The organism is Haloferax sp. AS1, assembly GCF_014530665.1.
GTDB classification, from domain to species: domain Archaea; phylum Halobacteriota; class Halobacteria; order Halobacteriales; family Haloferacaceae; genus Haloferax; species Haloferax volcanii.
On sequence record NZ_SPSA01000001.1, the window covers coordinates 1114595 to 1129654 of the forward strand.

Genomic DNA, 15060 nt, shown 5'->3' on the forward strand with positions numbered 1-15060 from the left:
ATCGCTTCGTACCGCCGACAGCCGCGGCGAACCGCGGAGACAAACTAACACAGCGACAGCGACCGCGACGACGGTCGAATCGGGGCCGACTCAGAGGTCGGGCACGTTCAGGTGGAACTCGCCACCCCGCGCTTCGACCAGACAGAGATGGTAGCCCTGTTTCCGCGAGAGCTTCACGAAGCTCTTGCGTTTCGACCGACTCAGGAGACCGCCGCCGGTCTCCTCGGTCGCGGCCTCCAGCGCCCCCGGCTCGAAGAAGCTCTTCGTGACCATGAACGCCGAGCCGAGCGTCTCCTTCGCGTTGGCGACGCCCTTCGAGTCCTTGATGAGTTGGGTGACCATCGGACGGGTCGCCGGGTCCCGCGAGTCGTTCAGGTTCGCCACGAACAGCGGCTCGCCCATCTGGTCGCGGACGATGATGTCGAACTGCCGGGACTCGGCTTCGCCGTCGCCGAGGGGTATCGAGACGCTCCCGTACAGTTCGATTCGGTCGGCCTTCGGAATCGAGTCGAAGACGCCCGCGAGGCTCGACCGGTTGCCCGTCTCGCCGATTTCGTAGAGCAGGTCGGTGACGACCCACTTGGCGAAGCCGTACTCGGGCGTCTCGTGGAGGAACTCCTCGTAGGGCTGGCCGTCGATGCCGAGCCCCTCCGTGTCGAACGTGGTGTGGTGTTCGAGCCGGAGGTTCTCGACGACCTCCTCGCGGGAGGCCTGCCCGTCGTGGGCTTTCTCCAGCGTCGCCTCGCCCTTACGGGCGTAGCGGACGAACAGGTTCGTCCCGCGGAGCGCCTCGTCGGCCGACATCGAGCGGTCGGTCGACCGAAGCCCCGCCTCGTCGAGCTGTCCCCGAAGCCGTTCGACCTCGGATTCGAGTTCGGCGACGCGGTCTGCCAGCTCCTCGGCGCGCGAGCGGTGTTCGTCGCGCTCCTCGCGGAGTGAGTCGCACTCGGATTCGAGCCGGTCGCGCTCCGACTCCAGCGCCTCGACCTGCTCTTTCAGCGACTCGGCTTCCGCCGGGTCGACGGCGGGCTCGTCCGGCGTCCCGTCGGCCGGCTGGGCCTGCCGCTGGTTCGGCCGCTGGCTCTGGTCTTGCGGCGACGCCCGCGATTCGCCCTGTGACTGCCGGCGATGCGTCGCCTGCGTCGTGTTCCGCTGGTGGCTTCGAGGCGTCCCGGGGCGGCCGTCGACGGACTCCCCCTCGGCGTCGCGGGGGTCGAGCGACGGAATCGACCGGGCGTTTCGCCACTGCGCCTCGGCGGAGAACACGTCGTCGCCGGTCGCGCCGCCCTCCGGGTCCGGGTCCGGGTTCGGGTCCGGAGACGCCGCCTCGCCGTTCTTCTGTGGGGCGTCGGTGACGACCGGTCCCTCGCCTGTCGGCGGCCGCGACTCCTCCGGCACGGGCCGGCTCGTGGTCGACGCGGCCGCCTCGGTTGACTCCGGAGACCGCGACCCGCCCGGAGTCACAGACGGTCCGGACCCCGTCTCGGTCAACTCGTCGTCGGGGCTCGTCGACGCTGCCGGCTCGGCGTCGTCCGCGGTCGCGTCAGCCGCGGTCGCGTCAGCCGCGGCCGCCGCGGGGTCCGGTTCTTCGTCGGCCGGAGCGTCGGCCATCGCCGGCTCGCTGTCGACGGATTCGCCGTCGTCTTCGTCTTCATCGTCATCGCCGTCACCGTCGGCGGGTTCGGGTGCGGTCTCGTCGACAGCGGTTGTCGTCCCCGACTCGTCAGGGACCGCCGGTTCGGGCTCCGGCTCCTCGGACGGGTCTGTCGCGTCGGTCTCGTCGTCCGCCGGAGCGACGCCGCCCGCGGCGGCTCCCGTCGCATCGTCGGCTTCCTCGTCGGAGTCGGCTTCGGGAATGTCGACGAGGTCGATGTCCACGTCGTAAACCTTGTAGATGCCAACCTCGTCGCTCGCGCGCTCGAACGCCTCGTCGCCGGTGATGAGCCGCTTGCTGTTGCCGACGAAGGCGGCGCTCATCGACTTCCCCCCGTGGTAGACGACGAAGTAGTCGCCCGAGAGCACGTTTTCGGACAGTTCGACGTAGCCGGTGAAGCCGCCCGACGAGAGCGTTCCGTTTGCGTCTTGCAGCGGCGTCTCCTCCGTGTAGTACTGCGCGCGGACGTCGCCGCCGGTCTCCTGCATCGCGTACAGAAGCGGCAGCGCTGGGTCCGGTGCGCGGTGCGCCTCGAACGATTCACCCTCGAAATCTGCAACCGCCCCGTCGAAAACGCCGAGGAGACGGCCGTTGAGCATGAATCCCCACGTCATGCCAGCGACGACGGCTCCTGTGAAGCCGTCGTCCGCGAGCGACCGGAGGCCACCGTAGCCTCGTTCGGCGGGCGCGGAGTCCCACCCGGTCACCGCGTCAATAATCTCGCTATCCATTTGGGGTTACATCACCGGAACCGAATCAAATACTTTCCGGGCGAATCGAGCGAATGTTTAGCTCAGTTCACACTTCAGCGTGCTTGCTGTGACCGATTCGCTCGCCGCGGTCGGAACCGAGCCGGGAGAACGGTTATACGAGTCCGCCGAGACGGGTCGGTCGTGACCAGCCACGACGACCGGTTCGTCCACTACCTCCGCGCGAAGGAGCCCGTGGACGACCGCGCGCTCCACCGACCGACGCTCGCGAGCCTCATCGACCGGCTGGAGGCGCGCGCCGAGTCGCGGTCGGGAGAGCCGCTCCGCGTCGTCTCGGTCGGGGCGGGGACGGGCGCGATGTGTCGACGGCTCCTCTCGTGGGGCGTCTTCGACGCGCACGACGAAATCAAGTACGTCATGGTCGACCGCACGCGCGGGATGGCGGACAACGCGGCCGCGGCGTTCGCTGAGTGGGCGCGCGCCGCCGGCTGGACCGCCGAGCCGACGCCCGACGGCTTCCGCATCGAACGCCACGGCCGCAGCGTCTCGCTGACCTACGTGACGAGCGACCTCTTCGAGGCGATGACGGTCCTCCCGAAGGCGATCGACCTCGTGGTCGCCCACGCGGTCCTCGACGTGCTCCCGCTCCGACGGGCGGTCGACGCGCTCCTCTCGCGGCTCACCGACGACGGCCTCTTTTACGCGCCCATCACGTTCGACGGTCGAACCGCGTTCCGCCCGAGCCACCCCGACGACGACGCGGTGCTCGGCGCGTACCACGAGACGATGCGCGGCGGCGACCGCGCGGGACCGAACACCGGCTCCGACCTCCTGTCGACCCTGCGGGAACTCGGCGCGCCGGTCGTCGCGGCCGGCGGCTCGGATTGGGTCGTCCACCCGCCGCACGACGACGAGGCGCGAATCTTCCTCGACCGCATCCTCGGCTTCGTCGAGGAATCCGTCGGCGAGTCGGCCGCGGTCGACCGCGCGACGCTCGACGGGTGGCTCGACGCCCGACACGACGCCCTCGCGGGCGACGAACTCGCGTACGTCGCTCACAACCTCGACGTGTTGGCCGAACTCGACTGATTACTCCGCGACTGGCGCGTCTCCGTCGCCCTCGTTTCCGAGGCGGCCCGAGACGTAGCCCCAGTCCCGAGCGAAGCCGACGAGGAGCGCCGCGGCCGCGACGCCGGTCACGAGCGGCATCCACGAGTCGAAGACGCCGGGCGCGAGCGCCAGCGGGACGACGACCATCTGGACGCCGGCGAGGACGCGCCGCGAGGCGCGGGGCGGGAGGTCGAACGTCGGTCGCCCCGCTCGCTCGCGGAGGCGGCGGCCGACGAGAAAGACGTACCGCGCCGCCCCGACCGAGAGGTACCACCACGCGAGTTCGCCGAGGAGGACGCCCGCGAGTGGGGCGACGAGGAGGCCGAAGGCGTCGACCGCGGTGTCGAGTCGCGCGCCGAGGCGGCTGACGCGGTCGAGTCGGCGGGCGAGCGCCCCGTCGAGCGCGTCGAGCGCGGCGGCGACCCCGTAGCCGCCGGCGGCGGTCCACGCCCACGACGGACTCAGCGACCCGTGGAGCGCCACGCCGACGATGCCCGCGACGCCCGCGACGAGAAACCCGCGGACGAGCGTGACGGTGGTCGGGACCCCGAGGTCGTCGTAGGCGCGGGCCGATTCCGCCGCGGATTCGGCCGTTCCGGCGTTTCCGGGCGCGACGTTCTCGTCCGCGTTCGCGTAGGCGTACGCGCAGAGCCCGACGACGACGAGCAGGGTCCCGGCGGCCCACGTCGCCGCGGCGGTCTCGGGCGAGGGCGCGGCCCGCGAGACGAGCCAGAGCCACTCGACCGCGAGCAGTCCGCCGACCACCAGCGTGGCCGCGGCCGCCGCGCCGCCGGTTTCGAGCACCCGCCGTCTCGTCCGACGTGTCGTCCGCGGCGTCGCCGCGCCGTCTCCCGAGAGCGTCACGGCCGCCGACTGTCGCCTCGGCGGTCGGACGGTGTGCTACACATACCCGTACAGGGGGACGGGCGGCTGTTAAGTATTCCTCGCGTAACAGGTCAGGGCCGCGCGACGAATCATCGGCGGCGAGGAGAGCCCCCCGCGAACGCGGCGTCTCGACGGCGGCTCATGGAACGCCTCCCGCGTCAGGACGCTTTTAGCCACCGGCGGCCATAGCGGGTGTATGTCTATTTCGGGCGACGGCCCCGGGTTGTCGAAGGCGAAGCGACGACTCGGCCGCTATCTCGCGGGTGCCGGGCTGTTGATGCTCACGTTCTCCATCGCGTACCAGTGGGCGGCGGGCTTTTTCGCCGGCGAGGACATCACCTTCTTGCAGGCGGTCCACGTCGTCGTCGAGACGTTCACGACGACGGGCTACGGCGAACAGACCCGATTTTGGGTCGACCATCCGCCGCTGCTCGCGCTGTCGATTCTGATGCAACTCACGGGCGTCACGACCGTCTTCCTCACGCTCCCGCTGTTTCTCGTCCCGCTCGTCGAAGACGCCCTGCGGACCGCGCCGCCGACGGCGTCGACGCGCTCGGACCACGTCGTTATCTGCACGTTCACCCCTCGCGGCGACGCCCTCGTGGACGAACTCGATTCGATGGACGTGCCCTACGTGATTCTCGAAGCCGACCGCGACCGCGCCGAGGAGCTACACGGCACGGGCTACGACGTCGTCCACGGCGACCCCGAGGACGTCGAGTCGTTGGAGGCGGCGAACGCGGCCGAGGCGCTCGCCATCGTCGCCGACGACGACGACGAGACGAACGCGAGCATCATCCTCGCCGCGAAGCAGGCCGCGCCGGACGCCCGCGTCGTCAGCCTCATCGAGGACCCCGACGTCGCTGACTACCACCGCTACGCCGGGGCCGACCGGGTCGTCTCGCCGCGCCGGCTCCTCGGCGAGAGCCTCGCGGGCAAGGCGACCACGTCCATCTCCTCGGAACTCGGCGACGCCATCGAAATCGGCGAGGACTTCGAGGTCGCGGAGCTGCTCGTCCAGCGCGGCAGCCCCGCCGAGGGTCGGACCATCGCCGAGAGCGGCATCGGGGACGTCACCGGCGTCAACGTCATCGGCGCGTGGTTCACCGGGGAGTTCGTCTCCCCGCCGGCCCCCCACGCCGTCATCGACGAACACACAATCCTGCTCGTCGTCGGCCGCGAGAAGCAGCTCGAAGAACTCCGCGCGCTGACGCTGTCGTCGGCGCGGCGCTTCCGCCGCGGGACCGTCATCGTCGCCGGATACGGCGAGGTCGGTTCCACCGCGGCCGAGAAGTTGGCGAGCGCCGGCGTCCCGCACCTCGTCGTCGACAAGCAGGACAAGCCCGGCGTCGACCTCGTCGGCGACATCACCGACCCGCAGACGCTCTCCGAGGCGAACGTCTCCGAGGCTCGCGGCGTCCTCCTCGCGCTCGACAACGACACCACGGCCGTCTTCGCCACGCTCGTCTCCGAGCGCGTCTCCGAGGAGACGGAGGTCATCGCCCGCGCCAACGAGACCGAAAGCATCGCCAAGCTCTACCGCGCCGGCGCGGATTACGTCCTCGCGCTCTCGACGGTCGCCGGCCGGATGCTCGCCTCGACGGTGCTCGACGAGGAGGTCATCGCGCCGCAGTCGCAGATAGAAATCGTCCGGACGAACGCCCCCGGCCTCGTGGGGCGGACCCTCGCCGGGGCCGACGTTCGCGCCCGAACGAACTGCACCGTCATCGCCGTCGAGCGAAACGGCGCGCTCGTCACCGAGGTCGGCCCGGAGTTCCGGGTCGAAGCCGACGACGACCTCGTCGTCGCCGGCGTGGACGAAGACATCTACCGCTTCAACGAGCAGTTCGGGTGAGCGGCCGAGGGCGGTCACGGGTGGGCCGGCCCGGCTGTCGGTCGTCGCTCGGCCCTGTACGGTCGTCGTTGGGTCGTCGTTCGGCCGTCGCTCGGTCGTATCGGCGTCCGTCGCTCTCGGAGAAATCAGCGGAAAAATCTGTGCCGCCGCGACGCGGCGACAGGCGGGTCCGGTTCGGTTCGGTTACGCGCCGACTTCCGCGCCGACGTAGAGGACGACGACGAGGAAGATCCAGACGACGTCCACGAAGTGCCAGTACATCGAGGCCGTGCTGACGGAGACGTGGCGCTCGGCGGAGTACTGCCCGCGGAGCGCGCGGACGAAGACGATACCGAGAAGCACCGCGCCGAGGCTGACGTGGAGGCCGTGCAGGCCGGTGAGGCCGTAGAACGCCGACCCGAAGATGCCGTCGGTAATCGAGAAGTTCGAGTGGACGATGAACTCGTAGTACTCGTACACCTGCCCGCCGATGAATATCACGCCGAGCAGGAGCGTGACCGCGAGCCCGAGGACGAAGTTACGGTGGTTCTCCTCGCGGATGGCGACGTGGGCCCAGTGGAGCGTGAGACTGGACACGATGAGGATGGCGGTGTTCGCTAACACTAACGACCCCGTGAGATGCGGGAGTTCCTGCGGTGGCCACGTCCCCGCGCGGATGAAGAAGTAGTACGCGAACAGCGCGCCGAACGTCCCGAGTTCGGAGCCGAGGAAGGCAATCATCCCCCAGCGGAGCTTCGATGCGCTCTTCTGGCTCGCGTCGCGCGACCAGAAGTGGCTCACGAACGCGTGGTACAACCAGCCGTAGAGTCCGGCCAGGAAGAGGAAGATACTGCCGATGAACACGGCGGGACCCGCCGTCTGGCCGACGATTCCGTCCTGTCCCATGACGTACAGCCCGGCACCGGCGTAGATGCCCGCGCCCCCGACGGCGGTGACGAACGGCCACCAGCTCGCCTCGCCGAAGCCGCGCGGCCAGTCCTGAACCGCCGGCAGGTGATGGCCGTGGTCGTCGTGTGCTTCTTCGGTACTCATAGACGCCCGTTATGCTTGGGTTACTAAAAATCCTCCCAAACTGCGTTCGTCACGGGACCGCATGGCCCTCGAATTCGGTTCCGCCGGGGTCGCGGCGGGTGCGAAGCGTGGCGTTCGCGGGAGAGGAACTAACCGCCGCGTTCGGCGGCGCTCGAAGCGAACGGACGGAGAAGAGACGCGAAAACGGAACCGAGGCCCGACCGACGGCGCGGCGTCGTCTTCAGTCGAGGTTCGTCGTCGCTCGGTGGAACGGCTGGCGCGAGATGATCTCGCGCATCTCGGCGAGCGACTCGGAGCTCGCACCGTTCATCTCGGAGACGACGGCGAACACCTCCTGTCGGGAGATTTTGACGCCCTCGCCCGTCACCGCGTGTTCGGGGTTGGCGACGAGTTCGCGGAGCGTCCCGACCGCGAGGAGGAACGGAATCGCCCACGCGGCGAGCGTGTTGCCCTCGCGGAGCGGCACCGTCTCCAGGTAGGTCTGCGCGTCGTCGAGGAACGACTTCGCGTGGTCGGCGGTCCGCGCGACCACCGAGGCCGTGCGGTCGTTGTGCTCGGGGTCGACGACCTCCTCCTGCGGGACGCCCGCGTCGTCGAGCCAGTCGGCGGGGAGGTAGACGTTGTTCTCGGAGGTGTAGTCGTCGTGCACGTCCTTCGCGATGTTCACGAGCTGGAGGAGCAGGCCGAACTCCTCGGCGGTGTCGTAGAGCCGCGAGCGGCGCTCGCTGTCGACGTTGCCGCGGGTCACGAGATTCGTGATGAGGTTGCCGACGGTGCCGGCGGCGTAGTAGCAGTACTCCTCTAGCTCCTCGCGGGACTGGATGCGGAGCCCGCCGGTCTGGGAGTAGCGTTCGACGAACATCGCCATGCCCGAGACGAGTTCGCGGACCGGCGGCGTGACCGCCTCCCGCACGTCCTCCGGCAGCGCCTCGAACGTCCGGAAGACCCGAGCGGTGTTGGCGACGACCATCCAGTCGTCGGACTGTTCGCCCTCCGGGGGGAGGTGCGGCTGTACGGCGGCCACGAACTCGTCGACGGTCGTGTCGTCGTCGGGGTCGAGCGCGCGGTCGTAGAGTCGAAGGAGGTGTGCCTGCTCGTCGGGCGCGATTGAAGACGAATCCTCCACGGTGTCGGCGATTCGACAGAGGAGATATCCGATACAGATGTGCGACGCCATCGGTTCGTCGAGGACGTCGACCGTGAGGGCGAAGGTCCGAGAGACCCCCTGAACTGCATCGTGACACCAATCGAGGTCGTCATCAGTTGCCGGTGGCCGGGCATCGGCGTGTCGAGACATTCGAAGCGTACCCGTATTACGGAAGGGGGGATAAAAAGTCTCGTGGGGGGCCGCATCCGCGGACGGCCGAGACGGCGCAGGAGAAAACCATAAGCATAGTCGATGAAAGATTCAGACATGGACTTCGCGCTCACTGCGGAGCAGAAGCAAATCAAGGAGATGGTCTCGGAGTTCGTCGACGAGGAAGTCAAACCTCGCGCGGCGGAAATCGACGAGACCGACGAGTTCCCCGCCGACCTCGTGGCCGAGATGGGGCAACTCGGCTTGATGGGCATGCCCTTCCCCGAGGAGTACGGCGGTGCCGGCCTCGACTACCACTCCTACGCCATCGGCCTCGAAGAGATTTCCCGCGGCTCCGGCGGCCTCGGCACCATCGTCGCCGCGCACACGAGCCTCGCCGGCAACATGCTCTACGAGTTCGGCAACGAGGAGCAAAAACAGACCTACCTGACGCCGCTCAACGAGGGCACCGACATCGGCGCGTTCGCGCTCTCCGAACCCGGTGCGGGAAGCGACGTGCCGGCCATGGAGACGACGGCGAAGAAAGACGGCGACGAGTACGTCGTCGACGGCGGCAAGCTCTGGATTTCGAACGGCTCCGTCGCCGATACGGTCGTCGTCTTCGCCAAGACCGACCCCGACGCGGGTAACAAGGGCATCTCGTCGTTCGTCGTCCGGCCCGAGGTTGACGACGGCTTCGTCGTCGAGGGCACGGAGCACAAACTCGGAGACAAGGGCTGTCCGACCGCCGAACTCCGCTTCGACGACATGCGCATCCCCGAAGACCGACTCCTCGGCGGCGAGGGCGACGGCTTCGTGCAGGCGCTGAAGACGCTCAACGGCGGCCGCATCACCATCGCGGCGCGCTCTATCGGCATCGCCCGCGCCGCCCTCGACGACGCCGTGACGTACGCTGGCGAGCGCGAGCAGTTCGACCAGCCCATCGGGGACTTCCAGGCCATCAAACACAAACTGGCTGACATGGACACGAAGGTGCAGGCCGCGACGCTCCTCATGCACAAGGCCGCGGACCTGAAGATGCGCGACGAGACGTTCATCAAGGAGGCCGCGCAGGCGAAGCTCTACGCCAGCGAAATCAGCCGCGAGGTGGCCAACGAGGGCATCCAGATTCACGGCGGCTACGGCTACACCAAGGACTTCGCCGCCGAGCGCTACTACCGCGACGCGAAGCTCAACGAGATTTACGAGGGGACGAGCGAGATTCTCCGCAACACCATCGGCGACTGGCTCCAGAAGTAACGTCAGTCGACGACCGATTCGTTCGTCCCCTCCGCGTCCTCCGCGCCCCGCGCCCCGTTTGCGACTCGCTCCGCGAGCCACGCGTGGTACGACTCGACCCGCTCTGCGCCCGTGTCGGTGAGGCCGTACACGTCGTAGATGCCCTCGGTCCGCCGTCGGAGGTGGCCCGCCTCCACGAGCGCGTCGAGCGTCCCGTAGAACGACTGCGGGTCGATTCGGAGGTCGTAGTAGCGTTCCAACCGGGTCTTCAGCTTCTGCCCGCGGAGTTCGCCCGCGTCGTAGAGGACGGCACACAGGTCGCGCCGACGGCCGCTCTGAAACCACATGGCTCCCGTCTCGTGGGAGAGACACACGTCACTTTCGTTCCGCCGGCCCGCCGGTCTGCTCCGTCACGTCCAGCCACGCTCTCCCACGCCAGTCCGCCGGAACCGATAGTTTAGACAGCCCGTGCTCCCTAGCGCCTCGCATGACCGACGCAACCGCAGAGGCGAACGGCGTCACCGCGCGGTACTACGTCACCGACGCCGAGCGCGTCCTCGAATTCGACCGCGACGGCCGGACCGCCGCCGTGGCCCAGAACATCGACGGCTACGCGATGTTGAAGGTCCGCCCAACCGCCGAGGGCGACGAACTCGAACGCTACTACGGCTTCGACATGGCGCTGGACCACGCCGCGGAACTCCTCGGCGTGTCGCCGCACGACCTGCCCGTCCCGGAGGACGCGGCTGACATGGGGATGTAAGCGGGCGCGTTCCGTTCCGCCGCCCCGGTCACGCCCAGTAGAAGCGCGGCCCGAGAAACAGGTAGCCGAGCGCCAAGAACAGCAGGCCGAACGAGAAGCCCTCACCGAGCGTCCCCGAGCAGACGATTGCGAGGCCCTGCACCACACCCATGACGAGCGCGTCCTGCGCGTGGAGGTCGGGGTAGGTCACGTCCGAGAGCATCAGCGCGGCCATAACCGCCGAGAGGCCGACGAGCAACATCGGCTCGACGAAGCCGACGAGGACGCCCGCAGACAGAATCGTCGCGGCGAGCGTCGTCGGCACCCCGACCGTCTCGTCGGACCCGCTGTCGTAGGCGGTGTAGAGCGCCAGTCTGACGACCGCGGCCGCGACGAACAGCGCGGCGACGCCGACGCCGGCGACGACCCGGACCCGGTCGAAGCCCCACATCTCGCGGACGACGGCGACGACGAGCAGCGCCGGGGCGACGCCGAAGGAGGCCACGTCCGCGAGGGAGTCGAGGTACGGCCCGGCGTCGGTCCCACCGTAGCGTCGGGCGACCACGCCGTCGAGGCCGTCGGCCATCGCGGCGAGCAGGATGACCTTGGCCGCGAGGTGCACGTCGACCGCGGTTAACACCGCGGCGACGAATCCCAGCGCCGCGTTCCCGGCGGTGACCACGTCGGCGGGGCCCAACCGACCGACGAATCGGGGTCTCATACCGATGCGATTGCGTACCTGCCCTTTCCCTCTTACGTTCCGTCCGTCAGCCCGCGGCTCCGCGTCGTTACCGCCCGCCCCGGTCGGAATCGGCGCGTCTCGCCCCGCTCGGCGGTTCGCCGGGCGAACCATGCGACATTTATCGGTCGCGTCCCGAGAGGCGACCATGCGAGACCACGGGTCTTCGAACGGCGGTCGGACGCGGCGTCAGTTCCTCGCGGCGACCGGTTCGGCGGCGACCGCCGGCCTCGCGGGCTGTGCGACCCTGACGGCGTCCGGCGACGACTTCGACATCGGGATGACCGCGGTCGCGTTCGACCCGCCGACGCTGACCGTCGAGGCCGGCGACGAGGTCGTCTGGCGCAACACGAGCTCCCGCGGTCACACCGTCACCGCCTACGAGGGCACCCTCCCCGAGGGAGCCGCGTTCTTCGCCAGCGGGGACTACGAGACCGAGCAGGCCGCCCGCGACGCCTACTCCAACTCGCTCGGCGGGCTCATCGGCAGCGGCGAGACCTACACGTACAGCTTCGACGTGCCCGGCGAGTACGAGTATCTCTGTATCCCCCACGAGCAGGCCGGCATGGTCGGTACCATCGTCGTCGAAGAGTAGCCCCGGCGCGCAGCGTCGCACAGCGTGGACTCCGGGAGGTAGCACCTGACCGGAGCGCGGCGTGGCTCCCGCTCGAAGCGCGGTCGCATAAAAAGTCGAAGTTCGAAGTCGAGCCGCCGACGAGACGGCTTACGCTTCGGTCTCGTCGTCGACGTCGACTGCGACGTCGCCTTCGTCGACGCTGACGGCGGCTTCCTCTTCGGCCTCGACCTCTTCGGGACGGGCTTCGAGGGAGAACTTCTTGACCTCGACGCGGCGCAGGGGGTAGATGACCTTCGCGTCGCCGTAGATGGCCGACGACAGGCGACCCTCGACGACGCTCTCGGTGAGCGCGTCGTAGGTGTGGCCCGTGATGGCCTCGCGGGTGAGTTCCGTCATGATGCGACGAATCTCGTGTTCCTGGCTCCGGTCGGCCTTCTTCGTCGTGAAGGCGACGGGCTGGAGCTGGACGCGGTAGTCGTCCTTGGTGATGGCCGTGACGTTGGCTTCGATTTTGGACGCGCCGCGGCGGACGAGGCTGCGGAGGTAGTCTCGGGTGAGCTCCTGCTGGATGAACTCGGTGTAGGCGGCGTCGCTGCCCACGTCGGTAATCTTGAACGTGAGCTTGACGTTGTTCGCGCCCTGGTCGTCGTTGAGTTCGCCGAGGGTGGACTCGACGGTGCGACCGCTGATTTTCTCGGGTTCGTCCGCGAAGGTCGAACCGAGTTCCTTACGGTCGAAATTCTCGGGAGCGATGACGGTGTACCATCGCTTTCCGCGCTTCTGCTTGGAGACGGATCGTTCACTCATGGTTAGTGTCTGTGTGCGTTCGTGTGGCTTCGATGACGGTCTCGGCGACCGTCACGTTGACGACGTAGTCATCGACCGTGGCGTGCAGGCCGCCGGTCGAATCGCGTTCGATTGTGGTGACGAGTTCGTCCCCCTCGACTCGGCTGTGCATCGACTCCGTGTTGTCCGGCTCGAGCGCGCCGGCGACGATGTCGGCGTCGTCGTGGGTCGTCCGCAGGGTCGCACGCCGGGTCATCGGCGCACCTCCCTGACGGCCGCGACGACATCGCTCGGCTCCGCCGCGGAGTCGAACGTCATCGTCGCCTCCGACGGCGACCCGATCGCGGACGCGGCCGGCAGGTCGCTCGCGGCCGCGGCGAGGTCCTCGTCGAGTCCGGCGGGGCCGGTCGAGACGAGGGCCGCGGCACCGACGCCGACCGCGAGAACGGTCGGCTCGGGCGAGCGGAAGTCGCGGGCGAGTCTCGCCACCGTGGCGAGTCGCCCCGGCGAGGACAGGTCACAGGAGAGCGCGTAGAGGCTCTCGTAGCGGCCCGTCGTCGCTCCGCGGAGCGCGGCGTGGGTCGCCTGCGCGTGGTCGCGCCACGCGTCGAGCGCGGCGTCGCGAACGTCGTGTCCGAGCGCCAGCGCGACGGCGGTCCCGGGCGACTCCCGGACGGTCGCGTCGAGCACGTCGGCGAAGCCGCCGACGGTTTCGAACGGCCCGTTCGGGGTCGTCTCCGGGCCCAAAACGCGCTCGACGGCGGTCGCCGCGCGAGCGGTCGCCTCGCCGCTCGTCGCGTCGATGGCGACGAGGGAAGCGACGCGCCTACGGGCGTCGGCGTCGAGTTCGGCCGGGAGCGACAGTTCGGCGAGGTCCGCCTGCGCGCGCTCCCTGTCGGCCGAAAACGGCGCGTGGACGAGCGTCGAATGCGCCAGCCCGTCTGCGAGGTCGCCCGTGGGGACGGCCACGCCGGGTCCGACTTCGACGCCCGCGTCGGCCGCGGCGTCCGCGAGGTCGGTGTCGTCCTTCGGTGTCGTGCCGGCGGCGTGGAAGCCGGCCAGCGCGACCGCCGGGTCGGGGTCGACCCCGAGTTCGCGGACGACCGAAACGGCGTCGTTCGGGTCGAGTTCGAGGTCCGCATCGGCGTCCGACAGCCCGACGACTGCCACAACGTCGTCGTGTGCGACAGTGTCCGGGGCGTCGGTCGCGCGGATGCGGAAGGGGACGTCGAGTGTCCTGAGCGCCCGTCCGACGACACCCGCGGCTGCGACGGCGGCACCGCTCCCGTGGACGCGGAGGCGAACGAACGTCGCCTCGCGCAGGGTCGCGGCGGCGTCGGCGGCGGGTGTCTGTTCGGCGGGGCTCACGGACATTCAGTTATTCTTCGAGGAGTTCGACAGCGACGTCGTAGCTGTACGTGAAGTCGTCGTCGAGCTTGTCGCCGCGGTAGTACGAGACGAGGCGGCGAATCTTCGACTCCGTGTTCTGGAGCGCGCGACGGTTGGACTTGTCCTGCTGGTTCTCCTCCATGTGCTCGCGGAGGCGGATGGCGCGCTCCATGAGGTTGCGGAGGTCCTCGGGGAGGTCGCCTGCGGCGTCGTTCTCCTCGAGGATGGTGGTGACCTTCTTGCCCGTGGCGAGCTTGACGTCGGGGACGGGAACGCCCTTGACGCCTTCGTCGCGCAGGGACAGGCCGATTTGGCTCGGGTCCTTGCCCTGTTCTGCCAGTTCGACGACGCGGGCTTCGATGTCAGCCGCGTCGACGTCGCTCCACTCCGGTGCTTCGTCTGCCACCGGCTTGTCCGAGCTGGACGAGCCACGGCGGCGGGTGTGCATTCGTGCCATTGTTGCGGGTTGGAACCGCACTGACCGCAGAAACGAGTACCCCGCAGTCGTATCACCGACTACCGGGGCACTACCGCAATCCCAAGCCCAAACTGGGCGAGTCAGATTTGCGGCCGTGCTGGATTCCCATCGGGTTGTCCACGCGCGCCGGGTTAAACCGTTTCGACTCGGCTCCGAATTGACCGCGACTCGGTCCGGTCGGAATCGAAGGGCTTCTAAACGGGCGACGGCTATCGGAGGATGCGGGCTCGTAGATCAGGGGTAGATCACTCCCTTGGCATGGGAGAGGCCCCGGGTTCAAATCCCGGCGAGTCCATTTCTGAACGAAGTGAAGAAATGACGAGACGAGCGCTCGCCGTAGCGAGCGCGTGGATTTGAAGCCCTGGCAGTCGCGCGGAGCGAACATCGTGAGCGAGCACGTCTTCCTCCGGGTTCAAATCCCGGCGAGTCCACTCACTTTCTTCCGTCGCTTCGCTCCGTCAGTCGTTCGTGGACTCGCTGACGTCCCACTCGCTTCGTCTGCGGGCGACCCGCAAGTCGCCCGCATGGCATGCGAGACGGCGTTTCCGTCTCGCTCTGCTCGCGGGA

The 15060-nt window shown here is 68.7% G+C and carries 15 protein-coding genes and 1 tRNA gene; 6 read left to right on the forward strand and 10 right to left on the reverse strand.

Translation table 11 applies throughout. The features are described from left to right. Window positions 1-90 precede the first annotated feature (90 nt). Complete coding sequence (locus tag E4P24_RS06000) at window positions 91-2385, reverse strand: hypothetical protein (protein ID WP_188148238.1); 2295 nt, start codon at window positions 2383-2385, stop codon at window positions 91-93. Between the two features lie 162 nt (window positions 2386-2547). Here E4P24_RS06000 and E4P24_RS06005 point away from each other — a divergent pair, with 162 nt between their 5' ends. After that, the gene (locus E4P24_RS06005) at window positions 2548-3453 is read left to right on the forward strand and encodes a hypothetical protein (protein WP_004063862.1); all 906 of its coding nucleotides are present in this window, start codon (window positions 2548-2550) and stop codon (window positions 3451-3453) included. Here E4P24_RS06005 and E4P24_RS06010 read toward each other — a convergent pair whose 3' ends face one another. After that, on the reverse strand, window positions 3454-4278 hold the full coding sequence (locus tag E4P24_RS06010; protein WP_188148658.1) for a CDP-alcohol phosphatidyltransferase family protein: 825 nt from the start codon (window positions 4276-4278) through the stop codon (window positions 3454-3456). Between the two features lie 277 nt (window positions 4279-4555). Here E4P24_RS06010 and E4P24_RS06015 point away from each other — a divergent pair, with 277 nt between their 5' ends. Then, window positions 4556-6214 carry a TrkA family potassium uptake protein gene (locus tag E4P24_RS06015; protein WP_188148239.1) on the forward strand — a complete coding sequence of 553 codons (1659 nt, stop codon included), beginning with the start codon at window positions 4556-4558 and terminating at the stop codon, window positions 6212-6214. A 183-nt stretch (window positions 6215-6397) separates the two neighbouring features. Here the strand turns inward: E4P24_RS06015 and E4P24_RS06020 are convergent, their stop codons facing one another. Together E4P24_RS06020 and E4P24_RS06025 are read right to left on the reverse strand one after the other, a co-directional pair. Then, window positions 6398-7246 (reverse strand): heme-copper oxidase subunit III, encoded by an 849-nt coding sequence (locus tag E4P24_RS06020; protein ID WP_004063857.1) that lies wholly within the window; start codon window positions 7244-7246, stop codon window positions 6398-6400. Between the two features lie 220 nt (window positions 7247-7466). Next, complete coding sequence (locus tag E4P24_RS06025; protein WP_049922094.1) at window positions 7467-8543, reverse strand: phytoene/squalene synthase family protein; 1077 nt, start codon at window positions 8541-8543, stop codon at window positions 7467-7469. Between the two features lie 117 nt (window positions 8544-8660). On the opposite strand from E4P24_RS06025, the gene E4P24_RS06030 reads away from it, so the two are divergent. Further along, window positions 8661-9803 carry an acyl-CoA dehydrogenase gene (locus E4P24_RS06030; RefSeq protein ID WP_188148659.1) on the forward strand — a complete coding sequence of 381 codons (1143 nt, stop codon included), beginning with the start codon at window positions 8661-8663 and terminating at the stop codon, window positions 9801-9803. Between the two features lie 2 nt (window positions 9804-9805). On the opposite strand, the gene E4P24_RS06035 is transcribed toward E4P24_RS06030, so the two are convergent. Continuing rightward, complete coding sequence (locus E4P24_RS06035) at window positions 9806-10129, reverse strand: DNA-binding protein (protein ID WP_115802437.1); 324 nt, start codon at window positions 10127-10129, stop codon at window positions 9806-9808. A 140-nt stretch (window positions 10130-10269) separates the two neighbouring features. Between E4P24_RS06035 and E4P24_RS06040 the strand changes: the two genes are divergently transcribed. Beyond that, window positions 10270-10545 carry a hypothetical protein gene (locus E4P24_RS06040; protein WP_115860097.1) on the forward strand — a complete coding sequence of 92 codons (276 nt, stop codon included), beginning with the start codon at window positions 10270-10272 and terminating at the stop codon, window positions 10543-10545. Window positions 10546-10573: 28 nt separating this feature from the next. Here E4P24_RS06040 and E4P24_RS06045 read toward each other — a convergent pair whose 3' ends face one another. Next, window positions 10574-11245 (reverse strand): protein sorting system archaetidylserine synthase, encoded by a 672-nt coding sequence (locus E4P24_RS06045; RefSeq protein ID WP_008605767.1) that lies wholly within the window; start codon window positions 11243-11245, stop codon window positions 10574-10576. 166 nt (window positions 11246-11411) lie between these two features. Here E4P24_RS06045 and E4P24_RS06050 point away from each other — a divergent pair, with 166 nt between their 5' ends. Continuing rightward, window positions 11412-11858, forward strand: coding sequence for a plastocyanin/azurin family copper-binding protein (locus E4P24_RS06050; protein ID WP_188148240.1), 447 nt, complete (start codon window positions 11412-11414; stop codon window positions 11856-11858). A 129-nt stretch (window positions 11859-11987) separates the two neighbouring features. Here E4P24_RS06050 and E4P24_RS06055 read toward each other — a convergent pair whose 3' ends face one another. Genes E4P24_RS06055 through E4P24_RS06070 form a run of 4 tightly spaced genes read right to left on the reverse strand, consistent with a single transcriptional unit; the run spans window position 11988 to window position 14472 of the window. Then, window positions 11988-12647: a 30S ribosomal protein S3ae gene (locus E4P24_RS06055; RefSeq protein WP_115860095.1), complete on the reverse strand. Its 660-nt coding sequence runs from the start codon at window positions 12645-12647 to the stop codon at window positions 11988-11990. Further along, window positions 12640-12882: a KEOPS complex subunit Pcc1 gene (locus E4P24_RS06060; RefSeq protein WP_115891296.1), complete on the reverse strand. Its 243-nt coding sequence runs from the start codon at window positions 12880-12882 to the stop codon at window positions 12640-12642. The genes E4P24_RS06055 and E4P24_RS06060 overlap by 8 nt, the downstream gene beginning before the upstream one ends. After that, window positions 12879-14000, reverse strand: a complete 1122-nt coding sequence (locus E4P24_RS06065) for an exonuclease (protein WP_188148241.1) — start codon at window positions 13998-14000, stop codon at window positions 12879-12881. The genes E4P24_RS06060 and E4P24_RS06065 overlap by 4 nt, the downstream gene beginning before the upstream one ends. 4 nt (window positions 14001-14004) lie before the next feature. Further along, window positions 14005-14472: a 30S ribosomal protein S15 gene (locus E4P24_RS06070; RefSeq protein WP_004043790.1), complete on the reverse strand. Its 468-nt coding sequence runs from the start codon at window positions 14470-14472 to the stop codon at window positions 14005-14007. Between the two features lie 244 nt (window positions 14473-14716). Here E4P24_RS06070 and E4P24_RS06075 point away from each other — a divergent pair. Continuing rightward, window positions 14717-14788 (forward strand) — tRNA-Ala (locus tag E4P24_RS06075). Window positions 14789-15060 lie beyond the last annotated feature (272 nt).